Genomic DNA, 14,275 nt, shown 5'->3' on the forward strand with positions numbered 1-14,275 from the left:
GAAAAGATGCGTGAGCATCGTATCATGTTTCCCCGGAAGACGTCGGTTACTGACTTTAAAGTCGGTAAAATACGGTGTGTTTATTCAAGCATGGCGCGCCAGATTCGCGGCCGCTTCTTCGATGGCCTGGTGCGTGCGCGCGGCCATGGCGTCGCCCAGCATCACCAGCACGGGACCGTGGGTGTCGCCCAGGCCGTGCGCCAGGGCGCTCAGCGTCAGGCGCACGATGCGCTGGTCCGGGCGGCTGCAGTTTTCAATCACCACCACCGGCGTGTCGGCACGGCGGCCCTGGGCCAGCAGGCGCTGGGCCGTGGCGATGGCTTCGCGCCCGCCCATGTATTGCACCAGGGTGTCGCAGTCCGGGATGCGCGTCTGGTCCGGTTCGCCCGGTGCCGTGCTGGACGTGAAAAAGGCCACGCTGCGCGATACGCCCCGCTTGGTCAGCGGCTGCTGGGTGGCGGCCGCCGCCGCCAGGGCCGTGGTAATGCCGGGCACCACTTCGACGACGATGCCCGCTTCTTCCAGTGCCCGCAATTCTTCATCGGCGCGGCCAAACAGCATGGGGTCGCCCCCTTTCAGGCGCACGATGATGGCGTGCTTGCGCGCATTGTCGACCAATTGCTTGTTGATGAATGCCTGCGCCGTCGACAACTGGCCGCAGCGCTTGCCGACGAGGATTTTTTGCGCCTGGGGGCACAGCTCCAGCATCTCTTCGGTAACCAGCGCGTCGTGCAGCACGACGTCCGCCTGTGCCAGCAGGCGCGCGCCGCGCAAGGTCATCAGGTCTTGCGCGCCGGGTCCGGCGCCGATCAGGTAGACCTTGCCGGGGAGAGATGGGGAGCTGTTCATGTGGCTGCCTTTCCTGGACGATACGGGATTAGAGTCGAACCATGCCCGCCGCGACGGTCTGGTGGGTGACTTCATCGATCAGGATGAAGGCGCCGGTGGCGCGGATATCGGCATACGCGTCGGCCGCCAGCGCCTGCTGCACGTTCAGGCTGATGCGGGCGATGTCGTTCAGCTTCAATCCTTCGGCCGGATGGCGCTGCTGCGTATTGATGTCGAGGATCGATTCGATCGCCGTCACCTTGGCCGCCGTCTGCTTGGTGCCGTGCTTGATCCAGTACTTGCGGCGCAGGTCCAGCGCATCTTCCGACAGCCAGCATACGTCGGCCGTTACCTGTTTGAGCAGCGTGGCAGGGCGCTCGCTGCTCGCCAGCAAATCGCCGCGCGAGATATCGAGGTATTCATTGAGCAGCAGGGTCACGGACTGGCCCACCACGGCGGTGCTCAGCGAGCCGTCCAGGGTGACGATATCCTTGACGGTTGCCGTCTGGCCCGATGGCTGCACCACGAGGGTGTCGCCGATGCTGACCTTGCCCGCTTCGATGCGGCCCATGTAGCCGCGGAAGTCGTTCGCTTCGTGGCCGTTGTGGCGCGCCACCAGCTGCACCGGGAAGCGGAAGGGCGTGTCGTGCGATTCGTCGTAGACGGACAGCGATTCGAGCAGTTCGATCAAAGTCGGGCCCGTGTACCAGCCCAGCTTGTCGCCGCGTTCGACGACGTTGTCGCCTGTCAATGCGGACAGCGGGATCGGCGTGATGTCCTTCAAGCCCAGCGACTGGGCGAATTCGCGGTAGGCGGCGACGATGCGGTTGTACACCGTTTCATCGTAGTCGACCAGGTCCATTTTGTTGACGGCCACGACCACGTGCTCGATCTGCAGCAAATGGGCAATCGTCGAATGGCGCTTGGTCTGGATCAGCAATTCCACGCTGCCGTCGTCGCCCAGTTTTACTTTCGATACGTCGATCAGGATGATGACGGCGTCGGCGGTGGACGCGCCCGTCACCATGTTGCGCGTGTATTGCTCGTGGCCTGGCGTGTCGGCGATGATGAATTTGCGTTTCGGCGTGGCAAAGTAGCGGTAGGCCACGTCGATGGTGATGCCTTGCTCGCGTTCCGCTTCCAGGCCGTCCGTCAGCAGCGACAGGTCGACCGTGTCGCCCACCGTGCGCTTGTGCTTGGAGCGCGACATGGCGTCGAGCTGGTCGGCAAAGATGCCCTTGCTGTCGAACAGCAAACGGCCGATCAGCGTGCTCTTGCCGTCATCGACGGAACCGGCCGTGATGAAGCGCAGCATGCCGCGCTCCAGGCTGTCGGTGAGAGTGGTGTTCTGGATTGCTGCGTTCATTAGAAATACCCTGCTTTCTTGCGTTTTTCCATCGAGGCTTCGGAAGTCTGGTCGTCCATGCGGGTGGCGCCGCGTTCCGTGATTTGCGTGATTGCCGTCTCGGCGATAATGGCGTCGACCGTCGCCGCGTCGGACGACACGGGGCAGGTGCACGAGATATCGCCCACCGTGCGGAAGCGCACGACTTGCGTTTCCACCGTTTCACCTTCGCGCGGCGGCGTCAGATCCGTCAGCGGCACCAGCAAACCGTTGCGCGGGATCACCTGGCGCTCGTGCGCGAAGTAGATCGGCGGCAGTTCGAGTTGCTCGCGGGCGATGTATTGCCACACGTCCAGCTCGGTCCAGTTCGAGATGGGGAAGACGCGCATGTTTTCACCCGGATGCACGCGGGTGTTATACAGGTCCCACAATTCCGGACGCTGGGCTTTCGGGTCCCAGGCGCCGAATTCGTCGCGGAACGAGAAGATGCGTTCCTTGGCACGGGCTTTTTCTTCGTCGCGGCGCGCGCCGCCGATGCAGGCGTCAAATTTGTATTCGGCGATGGTTTCCAGCAAGGTCACGGCTTGGGCCGCGTTGCGCGAATCCGTGGCCGGGTTGCGCAGGCGCACGGTGCCGCGCTTGATCGAGTCTTCCACGGAACCGACGATCAGGCGTTCGCCCAGTTCCGCCACTTTCTTGTCACGGAAAGTGATGACTTCCGGGAAGTTGTGGCCCGTGTCGATGTGCACGAGGGGGAATGGGAACTTGCCTGGGCGGAAGGCTTTCTCGGCCAGGCGCAGCAGGACGACGGAATCCTTGCCGCCGGAAAACAGCAGCGCAGGGTTGGCCGATTCGGCCGCCACTTCGCGCATGATGTGGATGGCTTCCGATTCAAGGCTGTCGAGGTGACGCTGGTTCAAAATATTGCTCATATAGGGTGCTTTCTTGTTCTGCTGAGTCTGTTGTGTCTGTTCAGGCTGCCACGGATTTGATGCGTATCAGTTTGCCGTCCACCATGTGCAGGCCGCATTCTTTCGAATCCGGGTTTTCCCACCACCAGCGTCCGGCACGCACATCTTCGCCCGGCTGCACGGCCCGCGTGCACGGTTCGCAGCCGATCGACGGGTAGCCCTGGTCGTGCAACGCGTTGTAGGGCACGTCGTTGGCGCGGATATAGGCCCACACGTCTTCTTCCGACCAGTCCGCCAGCGGGTTGAATTTCGTCATCGCGTGCGCCGTATCAATCTCCTGCACGTGCAATTCGGCGCGCGTAGTGGACTGGGCGCGGCGCTGTCCCGTGACCCAGGCCTTGTTGCCGGCCAGGGCGCGGCCCAGCGGTTCGACCTTGCGGATGCGGCAGCATTCGCGGCGCATCTCGACACTGTTATAAAAGGCGTTGAGGCCGTTCTGTTCCACGTAGGCAGCCACGGCTTCCGGCTGCGGGCGGTACAGGGTGATGTCGTGGTCGTAACGGGCCTTGACCTTGTCGAGCACGGCCAGGGTTTCCTGGTGCAGGCGGCCTGTTTCCAAGGAGAAGATGCCGATGGGCAGCTTCGCCTTGAGTATCATGTCGGTCAGCACCATGTCTTCGGCTGCCAGACTGGACGCGAACACGGCCGGCGAAAAATCCGCCGCGATGCGTGCCAGCGTTTGCTCGGTGGCGTCAATCAAAGAAGTCAAATCGCTCATGATCGGTCCTCAGATGCCGGCCGCGTTGTCGAGGTCAGGATTCTGGCCTTCGCGCTGGTGGCGGCGGAACAGCGGCGACTTTTGATCCCACGAAGCTTGGTAGGTTTCCGAAAAGACAGACAAACCTTTCAGGGCGTCATGGATGCTGCGGTCCGGGCGCGTCGCGTACGCATCGAAGCCGACCCGGTGCATCGAGAACAGCTGGTCGCGCAGCACGTCGCCGATGGCGCGCAGTTCGCCCTGGAAAGCGAGGCGGGCGCGCAGGTTGAAGGCGATGGAATAGCCGCGGCCATCCGTGAATTTGGGGAAATCCACGCCAATGACGGGCAGTTGCGCCACGTCGGCCGCCAGTTCTTCCGGGCGCTCGTCGCTGGCCAGCCATACGCCGATGTCGGGCAGGCGCGCGGCCAGGGTCTCGCGCTGGGCTTGCCATACTGGCAGCGGCACGATGACCTTGCCGGCTGGCACGACGACCGTTTCCGGCGTGTCGTTTTCATCGAGGCGCAGCAAGCCCCAGGTATTCGGCACCACGGTGGCGTTCTTGATGATTTCTTCGCGTACTTCAAACATATTCGTCTTCTCCCACCAGGTTGCCGACCGTGATCGGCGTTGCATATACGTGTTCCTTGAACGGCGCCAGGCCCAGGCGCTGGGCCGTATCGACGAAGCGCTCGCCTTCGTGGCGGTCGCGCACGTAGACGTGCAGCAGGCGGCCAATGACTTCAGGCATCTGCAGGGAAGAGAACGATGGTCCGATGATCTTGCCGATGGCCGAGTTGTTGCCTTGCGCGCCGCCGATCGACACTTGATACCATTCGCTGCCATCCTTGTCGACGCCGAGGATGCCGATGCTGCCCACGTGATGGTGACCGCAGGCATTGATGCAGCCGGAAATATTCAGTTCGATCTCGCCGATGTCGTGCTGGAAGTCGATGCTGTCGAAGCGTTCCGCGATGGCGGCCGCGATCGGCAAGGACTTGGCGTTGGCCAGCGAGCAGAAGTCGCCGCCGGGGCAGCAGATCATGTCCGTCAGCAAACCGATGTTCGGCGTGGCCAGGCCATGCGCCTTGGCTTCCTGCCACAGGGCAAACAATTTCGACTGTTCCACGTCGGCCAGCACCAGGTTTTGCTCGTGCGTCACGCGCAGTTCGCCAAAGCTGTAGCGGTCGGCCAGATCGGCCACGAAGTCGATCTGCTCGGCCGTCGCGTCGCCGGGCGGCACGCCCGTTTTCTTCAGGGACAGCACCACGGCCACGTAGCCGGGGCGCTGGTGCGGCTTGACGTTGCGCACCAGCCAGTTGACATAGGCCTTGTTGTCCGCGTGTTCGGCCTTGTAGTCGAGTTCCGGCAGGGCAAGGTAGGCAGGCGGATTGAAGAAGTCCGCCACGCGCTGCATTTCCTCGGCCGTCAGGGTTTCCGGGCCGTCTTTCAAGTCGACCCACTCTGCTTCCACCTGGCGCGTGAATTCTTCCACGCCGATGGCTTTCAGCAAAATCTTGATGCGCGCCTTGTATTTGTTGTCGCGGCGACCGTGCAGGTTGTACACGCGCATGATGGCCTGGATGTAGGTCAGCAAGTGCTGCCACGGCAGGAAGTCGCGCACGACGCTGCCCAAAATCGGCGTGCGGCCCATGCCGCCGCCGGCCATCACCTTGAAGCCCACTTCGCCAGCGGCGTTGCGCACGGCCGTCAAGCCGATATCGTGCACGGCAATGGCGGCGCGGTCTTCCTCGGCGCCATTGATGGCGACCTTGAATTTACGTGGCAGGGCGATGAACTCGGGGTGGAAGGTGCTCCACTGGCGCAATACTTCCGCGTACGGGCGCGGATCGATGATTTCATCGGCCGCGACGCCGGCGAACGGGTCCGATGTTGTATTTCGGATACAGTTGCCCGAGGTCTGGATCGCGTGCATTTCCACGGAAGCGAGGTCCGTCAGGATATCGGGAGTCTGCTCCAGCTCGATCCAGTTGAACTGGATGTTCTGGCGCGTCGTGAAGTGGCCATAGCCGCGGTCGTACTTGCGCGCGATGTGCGCGAACATGCGCATCTGCTTGGACGACAGCAAGCCGTAGGGCACGGCGATGCGCAGCATGTAGGCGTGGCGTTGCATGTACAGGCCGTTTTGCAGGCGCAGCGGAATGAATTCCTCTTCCGTCAGTTCATTGGCGATACGGCGCGCAACCTGGTCTCGGTACTGGGCGATGCGTTCTTTGATGATGAGGTGGTCGTACTGATCGTAATGGTACATATCAATTCCTAAAAAAGCCGGGGTGCTGGAAGATTGCCTGGGATTATGTTCTTGATACTGCTCTTGTCACTTGTTCGGTAATTAATAGATTAGCTTCACTGCCACGCCGGTCAAGGTCATCGCCAGCAGCACGCGTAAAAACTTTTCCGGCACGGAGCGGGCGACCCAGGAACCGAGCGTGATGCCGGGCAGGGAGCCGACCAGCAAGGAAGCCAGCAATTCCCAGTGGATGGAGCCGAGCCACCAGTGGCCCAGGGCGGCGATGGCCGTCAGGGGCACGGCGTAGGCGATATCGGTGCCCGCCACTTCGGCTGAGCTCATGCGTGGATACAGCATCACCAGCAAGGTGGCGCCGATGGCGCCGGCGCCAATCGACGAGACCGTCACCAGCACGCCCAGCACGGCGCCGGCAATAATGGTTGCGGCGGCAAGCTTGTTGCCTTGCAATTGTTTCTCGGGGTGTGCGTTGATCCAGGCCAGCATGCGGCCCTTGAAGATCAGCGCCACGACGGTCAGCAGTACAGAGGCGGCGATCGAGTAACGGATGATCTGGCCGATTTCCGGCGACAGGGTGCCGAACGATTTGAGCGCCAGGGTCGCGATGACGGCGGCGGGCAGGGCGCCGATGCACAGGCGCTTGACGATATCCCAGCGGACGGTGCCGCGCAGGCGGTGCGTCAAGGTGCCGGCGCTCTTGGTGATCGAGGCGAACGCCAGGTCGGTACCGACGGCCACGGAAGGCGGCACGCCAAACAGCAGGGTTAACAGCGGCGTCATCAGCGAGCCGCCGCCCACGCCGGTCATTCCTACGAGTAATCCTACGGCAAATCCTGAGACTATATAAGACAAAGTCATGCTTGCACCCCCAAAGTACCCGCAATAGTAATAAACTTAGTGTTTATTCCAAACTACTAAGTACGCATTTGCTTATATGCGATATGCGTATATGCATGAACGTAAAATCATGGGTGGGGCGGAAACTCGGCAAATTACGGCAATCTAGGGCAAATCAGCAATGAATCTCCATCAACTGCGCTTCGTGCGCGAAGCGGTCCGGCAGAACTACAACCTGACGGACGCCGCCAAGGCTTTGTTTACGTCGCAACCGGGCGTATCGAAAGCCATTATCGAGCTGGAAGAGGAATTGGGCGTGGATATTTTCACGCGCCACGGCAAGCGCATCCGCGGCTTGACGGAGCCGGGCCGCCTGGTGCTGGAATCGGTCGAGCTGATCATGCAGGAAATCGACAGCATGAAACGCATCGGCAAGGAATTCGCGGCGCAGGATAGCGGCAGCTTTACCATTGCCACCACGCATACGCAGGCGCGCTACACCTTGCCCAAGGTCGTGCAAGCCTTCATGCTGAAGTTTCCGAAGGTAAGATTGTCTTTGCTGCAAGGTAACCCGCGCCAGATCGCCGAGATGGTGCAGCGCGACCAGGCGGACCTGGCCATCGCCACGGAATCGATCGCCGCCATCGATGGCTTGATTACCTTGCCATGCTATCAATGGGAGCACGTGGTGGTGGTGCCCGTCGACCATCCGCTGCTCAAATCGAAGTCCGTAACCCTGGAAGAAATCGCCGCCTTCCCCCTGATTACCTATGACAGTGCGTTCGCCGGACGCAACAAGATCGACCACGCTTTCGTGCTGCGCGGCCTGAAACCGGACATCTTGCTGGAAGCCATCGATGCTGACGTGATCAAGACTTATGTCGAGTTGGGCATGGGGATTGGTATCATAGCGGGTATGGCCTTCGATGCCGAGCGCGACAAAGGCTTGCGCGCCATCCCTGTCGGCCATCTGTTCGGCATGAATGTGTCGCGCGTGGCCGTCAAGCAGGGCGCGTATTTGCGCAGCTATATCTATACCTTTATCGAGTTGCTGACACCGACCCTGAACCGCAAGCTCATCGAGCAGGCGATGAGCGGTGATAAAGAGCACTACGAACTATAAACAATGCATGAAGTCGGCCGGGCGGTTGCCTGGCCAAGATTATTTAAGAAGAGAAGAAACAATGATTACCGATCAGCTTGCCAAATATTACGCCACCATCGCGCAGCAGTACGAGCGCGTCTATGACAAGCCCGAACGCCAGGAAGACCTGGAAGTGTTGCGCGACAAGGTCGCCGACGTGCTCGAAGGCCACACCGTACTGGAACTGGCTTGCGGCACCGGCTACTGGACGGAAGTGGTCGCCGAGTCGGCCGAGTCCGTGCTGGCCACCGATATCAACGATGAAATGCTGGCGCTGGCCCAGGCGCGCGGCTTGCCTGACAACGTCAGTTTCGCCAAGCTTGACGCTTTTAACTTGCCCGATGATTTGCAGGGCAAGTTCACTGCCGTGTTCGCCGGCTTCTGGTGGTCGCACGTCAAGCGCGAAGACCAGGACAAATACCTGAAGCAATTGCGCAGCAAGCTGGGCAAGGACATCCTGCTGGTGCTGATCGACAATTCCTATGTTGACGGCAGCAGCACCGTGATCGCGCGCACCGACCTGGAAGGAAATACCCACCAGTTCCGCACGACGGACGCGGGCGAGCGCTATGAAGTACTGAAGAATTTCCCATCGGATAGCCACCTGCGCAAGAAGTTTGCCCACTCGGCCCGTGAAATTCGCATGAAGCGGCTGGAGTACTACTGGCTGCTGAGCTGCCGCCTGAAGTAAGGCTGATCTGTGTAGATGGTAGGTCGGATTAGCGGCGCAGCCGCGTAATCCGACACCGCCGCCTTGCCAACAATGTTGTCGGATTACGCATGGCCTTGCCCCGCTAATCCGACCTACGGTAAATAGGCCTTGCCGCCGCATGAACCGCCCTCGGGCGGTTTTTTTTCGCCTGTTGTTTTTATCTGACACGACGTTGTGCCAAAAAGCAACATCTTGTCGTTGTCATATTGTTGAAGTATTTGATGGGCATGATTCGGTTCAGCAGCTAAGCAGCTCAGCAGCGGCACACCTTGTCCAACCTAATGTAGAGAATCTCAAGTGAAAAAAATTACTCTGGCAGCATTGATCATCGGCACCTTCGCAGCAGCTACGGCACAAGCACAATCGAACGTCACCGTGTACGGCCTGGTTGACCTTGGTATTGCCAAGACCACTGGCCAGCCGACGGTACAACGCGAAAACAATGCTTCGCGCCTCGGTTTCAAGGGTACGGAAGATCTGGGTGGCGGCCTGTCCGCCATTTTCAACCTGGAAAGTGAATTCCTGGCCGACACCGGCGCGCAAAAAGGCGTGTTGTTCGACCGTCAAGCCTACGTGGGCTTGAAAGGCGCTTTCGGTACCGCCATCCTGGGCCGCACCAAGAACCTGGTCGATGGCACCATCGCCCGCGTCGACCCATTCAACACCTACGGTGTCGTCGGCAAGAACAATGAAACCCTGCTGCGTTCGGGCGTCGGCTCGTCGCGCGTCAACAATGCCGTGACCTACAACAGCCCAAGCTTTGAAGGTTTCGTGGGCAGCCTGCAATACGTGCTGAGCGAAGTCAACAGCGCTGACGCAGGCGTGATCGGACTGGCAACCTACGACAATGGCCCAATCAGCTTGCACGCCGGCTACGAAAAAGCCGTGCAAGCAACGGCAACGGCCGCCAAGCCTGACCTGTGGTCCATCGGTGGCGGCTATAAATTCGGCCCAGCCAAGATCACGGCCGCCTACTCGAAAGGCGACACCAAAGTTGCCACGACTGGCGAATTCAAGTCCTACCTGATCGGCCTGAACTACACGGTCGGCGGCGGCGATGCCAAAGTGTCGTATGGCAAGCAAGAGCAAAGCAACAACAAGTTCAAGGATCAGGACACCATCAAGGAATTCGGCGTCGGCTACGACTACCACCTGTCGAAGCGCACCGACGTGTACGCTTACGCTGGCCGCGAGCGCGTCAAGTCGCTGACCTCGTACCAGATCGGCCTGGCACACAAATTCTAAGCATCATTCGATGTGATGAAGCAAAGGCGCCTGCGGGCGCCTTTTTTATTGCATCGCCGCCGCGGCCGCCTCGGCATGCATGGGCAGCGAGATTTCGATGCGCGTGCCACCCAGTTCGCTATCGGCGCCGATATGGATGTTGCCATTCAAGCCCCATACCCGCTCGCGCATGCCCAGCAGCCCCAGGGCCGTGGCCTTTTCCATGTCGTGTTCGGCGATGCCGCGGCCGTCATCCTGGATGGTGATTGCCAAGGAAGAGTCGATGCGGTGCAGGGCGATGGTGATGTGGCTCGCTTCGGCATGGCGCGCGATATTCGTCAGCGCCTCCTGCACGATGCGATAGATGGCCGTGCTGCGCGCATCGTCGAGCACGAGGTCGGCTTCGTCGGCCAGCAAGTCGAAATGGATGGCGCGACGCAGCAGGAAGTCGTGGCGCAGTTTTTGCAGCGCAAAATACAAGCCCCCTTCATCGAGGGCGCGCGGACGCAGGTTGCTGGCGATGCGCCGCAGCGAGGTGATGGCCGTCACCAGCAAGCCGTCCATGCTGTGCAGCAGCGCCTGCAGGGACGCGGTGGTGTCCGTGTGCTGGCGCACCAGGGTCAGGTCGACGCGCAGGGTGGCCAGCAACTGCCCCAGGTCATCATGCAATTCGCGCGCGATATGCTTGCGCTCTTCTTCGCGGATGGTTTGCAGCGCGCTCGACAATTCACGCAATTGCGAAAAGGAACGGGCCAGCTGTTCATGCATCTGCTGGCGCGCACTGATGTCGCGCACGATGATGGTAAATACGCTCTGGCCATCTTCCTGCATGGCCGAGAGCGAGCCTTCGAGGGGAAACATGGCGCCATCGCTGCGCCGTCCCGTCAGGGTGTAATCGGTGGCACGGCGGCCCGTCAGGCGCAGCTCCTGGCAGATGTCGCCAAACGGCGGATCGCCATCGCGCTTGCCCAGTCCGCCCAGGGTACGCAAGTCGCGCAGGATGTAGTGGCCCAGGCGCATGCCGCACATGGCGGCCGGCGTGTCGTCGAACAATCTGGCTGCTGCCGCGTTCGCATGCAGGATGATTTGCCGGCTGTCGATGCTGATGATGGCGTCGCTGGCGCTGTCGATGATGGCCTGGCCGCGCGCCTGCTGTTGTCGGCGGGCTTTCAGTGGCGGAAACAGGCACAGCAAAAGCGCCGCCGCCATACCCAACGGCAAGAAGCGCAGCAGTGCGGGACTGCCTCGGTCGGGCATGGGGCTCTCCTTGCGAACGTGGGCGAAGGCAGGCAGTGCAGGAATGGCGGGCGAGACTTGATATAGCCTATGCCTGCTGGCGTGGCACGGTTTGATGTGGCGCAGGAAGGGGGCAGAAGAGAGTGCGCCGCGCCGGCCTGGGCCTGGCGGCGGCGAGAGACTTACATTTGCTTGAACAGGTGCAGGAAGCTGCGGCTCACTTCAAGCTTGTCGGATTTGCCTTTGATGAGCACCAGGTGGCGGCCGCGGATGTCGCGCGTCACGCCTTCGATGGCATTCACGTTGACGAGGGTGGCGCGGTGGATTTGCCAGAACAGGGAAGGGTCGAGCTCTTCGGCCAGATCGCGCACGGGCTTGCGTATCAGCGCCTCGTACTTGGCCGTTTGCACGCACGTGTATTTCTCGTCAGAACGGAAAAACAGAATCTCTTCCACGGGGATCATGCGCAAGTCCTGGCCGATGCTGGCCTGTATCCATTGCAAATACGTGGGTTTGGCCGTGATTTTTTCCGCCAGCTGCGACAGCATGGCCGTGACGCTGCTGTTGACGTCCATGGCGGGTTTGTTCAAGTGCGTTTTCAGGCGTTCCACCGTCACCAGCAAGCGCTCGTGCTCGGGCGGCTTGAGTACATAGTCGACGGCGCCCCGTTCGAAGGCTTCGACGGCGTGGCTGTCATAGGCCGTGACGAAGACGATGTGCGTCTTGCTGCCGATAACTTGCGCCGCTTCCATGCCCGTCTTGCCCGGCATGCGGATATCGAGGAAGGCAAAGTCGGGCTTGAGTTGCTCCACCAGTTCGATCGCTTCGTCGCCATTCTTGGCTTCGCCGATGATTTCCAGTTCGGGCCAGGCCTGGCCCAGGCGCAGGCGCAGTTGGTCGCGCATCAGTCTTTCGTCGTCGGCAATAATAGCGGTAGGCATAAGTCTCAAGTGTGAACAGGCGAAGATTGATTATTCAATGATTTGGCGTTTTTATCAACTACTCTGTCTTATTTGGACAATTGATAGGGCACTTCGATCACGGCGCACACGCCGGACGGTTGATTTGGCGTAATGGTCAGGCTGCCCTCGTCGCCATGCAGCAGCTTCAGCCGCTCTCGGATGGTGGGCAAGCCCAGTCCCGTGCCATCGCTGGGGACCACGCCAAAGCCCAGGCCGTCATCGGTCACCGTCACGCGCAGCTTGCTGTGCGCCACTTCGGCCACGATGCGCAGGGTGCCGCCTTCCGGCTTGACTTCCAGGCCGTGCTTGATGGCATTTTCCACCATCGATTGCAGCATCATGGGCGGGAAGGCGGCGCTGCGCAGGCCGTCGGGAATCTGGAAATCGACGGTCAGGCGTTCTTCCATGCGCATTTTCAGCAGGTTCAAGTACGCTTGCACCATGTCCGCTTCACGGCCGAGGTTGGTAATGAGGGCGTTGTCGCGCATTTGCGGCAGCACGGCGCGCAGATACTGGATCAGGCTGCGCTGCATCTTGGCCGCACGCGGCGGGTCGACCTGGATCAGGTGCTCGACGGAGGCAAGTGTGTTGAACAGGAAGTGCGGCTCGACTTGCGCCTGCATCATCTGCATCTTCGCCTCGCTGAGCTGGCGCTGCATGGATTCGCGTTCGGCTGCTTCGTTCGCCGTGACGGTTTCCGCTTCCGCACGTTTCTTGCCGCCGACCAGCGCTTTCATGGCGAACAGGGCCAACACCAGCAAGGAGACAAAGCTCTTGAACCAGGTCGAGGCTTGCTGGTGATAGCGCGACACTTTTTGTTCGGCAGCATCATCGACGGCTTCTTCGATGGCATTTGACAGCTCTTCGCCGATTTGTGGCGGCAATTCAATATGGACTTCTTCGCCCGATGCATTGGTCGTCACCGGATAATTAGGCTTGGCGGGGGCGGCAGGTGGCTCGGGTGGTTCTGGCGGCACGGCTTTGGCCTGCGCGTCCGCTTCGGCGGCATCGGCCGGTTCGCTGGCCGCGTCGGTGGCGCTGCTGCGCCGGTTCTTGCTATTGCGGGGATTGAAATGGATGCCCGTATCGTCGATCAGGATATTGGTTTCACCCGAACCCTTGCTGCTGCGTTTGTGCGACTTGATGACAACTTCTTCATCTGGGCTGGACGAGAACAGCTCATCTTGCAAAATGGAACCGGCGATCAGTGCCAGCGCGGCGAACAGGAAGAATTTCCACCAAGACAGTTGGGTGACCCAGGTCGTCGTCGCGTCGAATGCCCGTTGCAACCAAGCGAGGATGGTTTTCAACAATTCGGGCAGGCTGGAAATCGGAAGCATGGGGGCACTTTCAAATACAAGAGTTAATCGACGCAGCGGGCAAGTTTAATCCCTTGTTGCGTAGCGTCAGAGTCTGATGGTGCCACTGTGCCTAAAGACCACGAACTACGCCAGCCGATTGCGACAGGCTGCACAAAAAGGCGCTTGAAGTGAAGACCAGGCTTGCTGGGCGGTGAGGGGCGGTAAATATCGCTTGCGGGGAATGTGGGGCAGGGCTATAATTCGCCCCCTCGCTGAACGACGCATGCAAATGCAGAGTGAGACGAGAGAAAAGAAGGAGTTGACGGATTTAGCGAAATGCTTCATACTCTTCCTTCTTCGCAGCTGACAAACACAACGCTTTGTCGATAGCGCGAAAGCAGTGCCGAATACAGTTCTTTAACAATTAACAGTCGATAAGTGTGGGCATTTGATGTAGTGCAGCGATGATCTTCGGATCGTCGTCATACTTAAAATATCAAATGTTCACAAGAAATAATGAAATAGGCGCTACGAAAGTAGTGGCCTGTCAGTTTTTTGAGTGAGCGACCCGTCAGCAATGACGGTGCCGGTAAAACGGCAAAGTAACAGAGATTAAACTGAAGAGTTTGATCCTGGCTCAGATTGAACGCTGGCGGCATGCCTTACACATGCAAGTCGAACGGCAGCACGGAGCTTGCTCTGGTGGCGAGTGGCGAACGGGTGAGTAATATATCGGAACGTACCCTGGA

At 60.1% G+C, this 14,275-nt stretch carries 13 protein-coding genes and 1 rRNA gene; 4 read left to right on the plus strand and 10 right to left on the minus strand.

The features are described from left to right. Positions 1 to 84: 84 nt before the first annotated feature. The 7 genes from cobA to BLU39_RS17740 all read right to left on the minus strand — a co-directional run bounded on the left by cobA (position 85) and on the right by BLU39_RS17740 (position 6,968). On the minus strand, positions 85 to 849 hold the full coding sequence (gene cobA, locus BLU39_RS17710; protein WP_092715258.1) for a uroporphyrinogen-III C-methyltransferase: 765 nt from the start codon (positions 847 to 849) through the stop codon (positions 85 to 87). 28 nt (positions 850 to 877) lie between these two features. Then, positions 878 to 2,194 carry a sulfate adenylyltransferase subunit 1 gene (locus BLU39_RS17715; RefSeq protein WP_092715261.1) on the minus strand — a complete coding sequence of 439 codons (1,317 nt, stop codon included), beginning with the start codon at positions 2,192 to 2,194 and terminating at the stop codon, positions 878 to 880. Continuing rightward, a complete protein-coding gene (cysD, locus tag BLU39_RS17720; RefSeq protein ID WP_034751518.1) occupies positions 2,194 to 3,105 on the minus strand; it encodes a sulfate adenylyltransferase subunit CysD in 912 nt (303 codons plus the stop codon). The genes BLU39_RS17715 and cysD overlap by 1 nt, the downstream gene beginning before the upstream one ends. A gap of 40 nt (positions 3,106 to 3,145) precedes the next feature. Further along, positions 3,146 to 3,862, minus strand: coding sequence for a phosphoadenylyl-sulfate reductase (locus tag BLU39_RS17725; RefSeq protein ID WP_092715263.1), 717 nt, complete (start codon positions 3,860 to 3,862; stop codon positions 3,146 to 3,148). Between the two features lie 9 nt (positions 3,863 to 3,871). After that, positions 3,872 to 4,432, minus strand: a complete 561-nt coding sequence (locus tag BLU39_RS17730) for a DUF934 domain-containing protein (RefSeq protein ID WP_092715265.1) — start codon at positions 4,430 to 4,432, stop codon at positions 3,872 to 3,874. Beyond that, positions 4,425 to 6,113 carry a nitrite/sulfite reductase gene (locus tag BLU39_RS17735; protein ID WP_092715267.1) on the minus strand — a complete coding sequence of 563 codons (1,689 nt, stop codon included), beginning with the start codon at positions 6,111 to 6,113 and terminating at the stop codon, positions 4,425 to 4,427. The genes BLU39_RS17730 and BLU39_RS17735 overlap by 8 nt, the downstream gene beginning before the upstream one ends. Before the next feature lie 81 nt (positions 6,114 to 6,194). Continuing rightward, the gene (locus tag BLU39_RS17740; RefSeq protein ID WP_086138739.1) at positions 6,195 to 6,968 is read right to left on the minus strand and encodes a sulfite exporter TauE/SafE family protein; all 774 of its coding nucleotides are present in this window, start codon (positions 6,966 to 6,968) and stop codon (positions 6,195 to 6,197) included. A gap of 160 nt (positions 6,969 to 7,128) precedes the next feature. Between BLU39_RS17740 and BLU39_RS17745 the strand changes: the two genes are divergently transcribed. From BLU39_RS17745 to BLU39_RS17755, 3 genes are all read left to right on the plus strand, one after another. Further along, positions 7,129 to 8,070 (plus strand): CysB family HTH-type transcriptional regulator, encoded by a 942-nt coding sequence (locus tag BLU39_RS17745; RefSeq protein ID WP_034751505.1) that lies wholly within the window; start codon positions 7,129 to 7,131, stop codon positions 8,068 to 8,070. A gap of 61 nt (positions 8,071 to 8,131) precedes the next feature. Then, on the plus strand, positions 8,132 to 8,782 hold the full coding sequence (locus tag BLU39_RS17750; RefSeq protein WP_092715269.1) for a class I SAM-dependent methyltransferase: 651 nt from the start codon (positions 8,132 to 8,134) through the stop codon (positions 8,780 to 8,782). 318 nt (positions 8,783 to 9,100) lie between these two features. After that, positions 9,101 to 10,048: a porin gene (locus BLU39_RS17755; RefSeq protein ID WP_046682561.1), complete on the plus strand. Its 948-nt coding sequence runs from the start codon at positions 9,101 to 9,103 to the stop codon at positions 10,046 to 10,048. Between the two features lie 45 nt (positions 10,049 to 10,093). Here BLU39_RS17755 and BLU39_RS17760 read toward each other — a convergent pair whose 3' ends face one another. The 3 genes from BLU39_RS17760 to BLU39_RS17770 all read right to left on the minus strand — a co-directional run bounded on the left by BLU39_RS17760 (position 10,094) and on the right by BLU39_RS17770 (position 13,565). Continuing rightward, positions 10,094 to 11,284 (minus strand): PAS domain-containing sensor histidine kinase, encoded by a 1,191-nt coding sequence (locus tag BLU39_RS17760; protein ID WP_092715271.1) that lies wholly within the window; start codon positions 11,282 to 11,284, stop codon positions 10,094 to 10,096. Between the two features lie 161 nt (positions 11,285 to 11,445). Beyond that, the gene (locus tag BLU39_RS17765; protein WP_092715273.1) at positions 11,446 to 12,204 is read right to left on the minus strand and encodes a LytR/AlgR family response regulator transcription factor; all 759 of its coding nucleotides are present in this window, start codon (positions 12,202 to 12,204) and stop codon (positions 11,446 to 11,448) included. Between the two features lie 68 nt (positions 12,205 to 12,272). Beyond that, positions 12,273 to 13,565 carry a sensor histidine kinase gene (locus BLU39_RS17770; protein WP_092715275.1) on the minus strand — a complete coding sequence of 431 codons (1,293 nt, stop codon included), beginning with the start codon at positions 13,563 to 13,565 and terminating at the stop codon, positions 12,273 to 12,275. 575 nt (positions 13,566 to 14,140) lie between these two features. On the opposite strand from BLU39_RS17770, the gene BLU39_RS17775 reads away from it, so the two are divergent. Further along, a 16S ribosomal RNA gene (locus tag BLU39_RS17775) occupies positions 14,141 to 14,275 on the plus strand; the annotation flags it as partial.

The sequence above is a fragment of the Janthinobacterium sp. OK676 genome (assembly GCF_900103595.1).
Taxonomy (GTDB): domain Bacteria; phylum Pseudomonadota; class Gammaproteobacteria; order Burkholderiales; family Burkholderiaceae_D; genus Janthinobacterium.

Coding starts and splice junctions, on each gene's coding strand:
- cobA (WP_092715258.1), bottom strand. CDS start 849: ATGAACAGCTCCCCATCTCTCCCCGGCAAGGTCTACCTGATCGGCGCC.
- BLU39_RS17715 (WP_092715261.1), bottom strand. CDS start 2,194: ATGAACGCAGCAATCCAGAACACCACTCTCACCGACAGCCTGGAGCGC.
- cysD (WP_034751518.1), bottom strand. CDS start 3,105: ATGAGCAATATTTTGAACCAGCGTCACCTCGACAGCCTTGAATCGGAA.
- BLU39_RS17725 (WP_092715263.1), bottom strand. CDS start 3,862: ATGAGCGATTTGACTTCTTTGATTGACGCCACCGAGCAAACGCTGGCA.
- BLU39_RS17730 (WP_092715265.1), bottom strand. CDS start 4,432: ATGTTTGAAGTACGCGAAGAAATCATCAAGAACGCCACCGTGGTGCCG.
- BLU39_RS17735 (WP_092715267.1), bottom strand. CDS start 6,113: ATGTACCATTACGATCAGTACGACCACCTCATCATCAAAGAACGCATC.
- BLU39_RS17740 (WP_086138739.1), bottom strand. CDS start 6,968: ATGACTTTGTCTTATATAGTCTCAGGATTTGCCGTAGGATTACTCGTA.
- BLU39_RS17745 (WP_034751505.1), top strand. CDS start 7,129: ATGAATCTCCATCAACTGCGCTTCGTGCGCGAAGCGGTCCGGCAGAAC.
- BLU39_RS17750 (WP_092715269.1), top strand. CDS start 8,132: ATGATTACCGATCAGCTTGCCAAATATTACGCCACCATCGCGCAGCAG.
- BLU39_RS17760 (WP_092715271.1), bottom strand. CDS start 11,284: ATGCCCGACCGAGGCAGTCCCGCACTGCTGCGCTTCTTGCCGTTGGGT.
- BLU39_RS17765 (WP_092715273.1), bottom strand. CDS start 12,204: ATGCCTACCGCTATTATTGCCGACGACGAAAGACTGATGCGCGACCAA.
- BLU39_RS17770 (WP_092715275.1), bottom strand. CDS start 13,565: ATGCTTCCGATTTCCAGCCTGCCCGAATTGTTGAAAACCATCCTCGCT.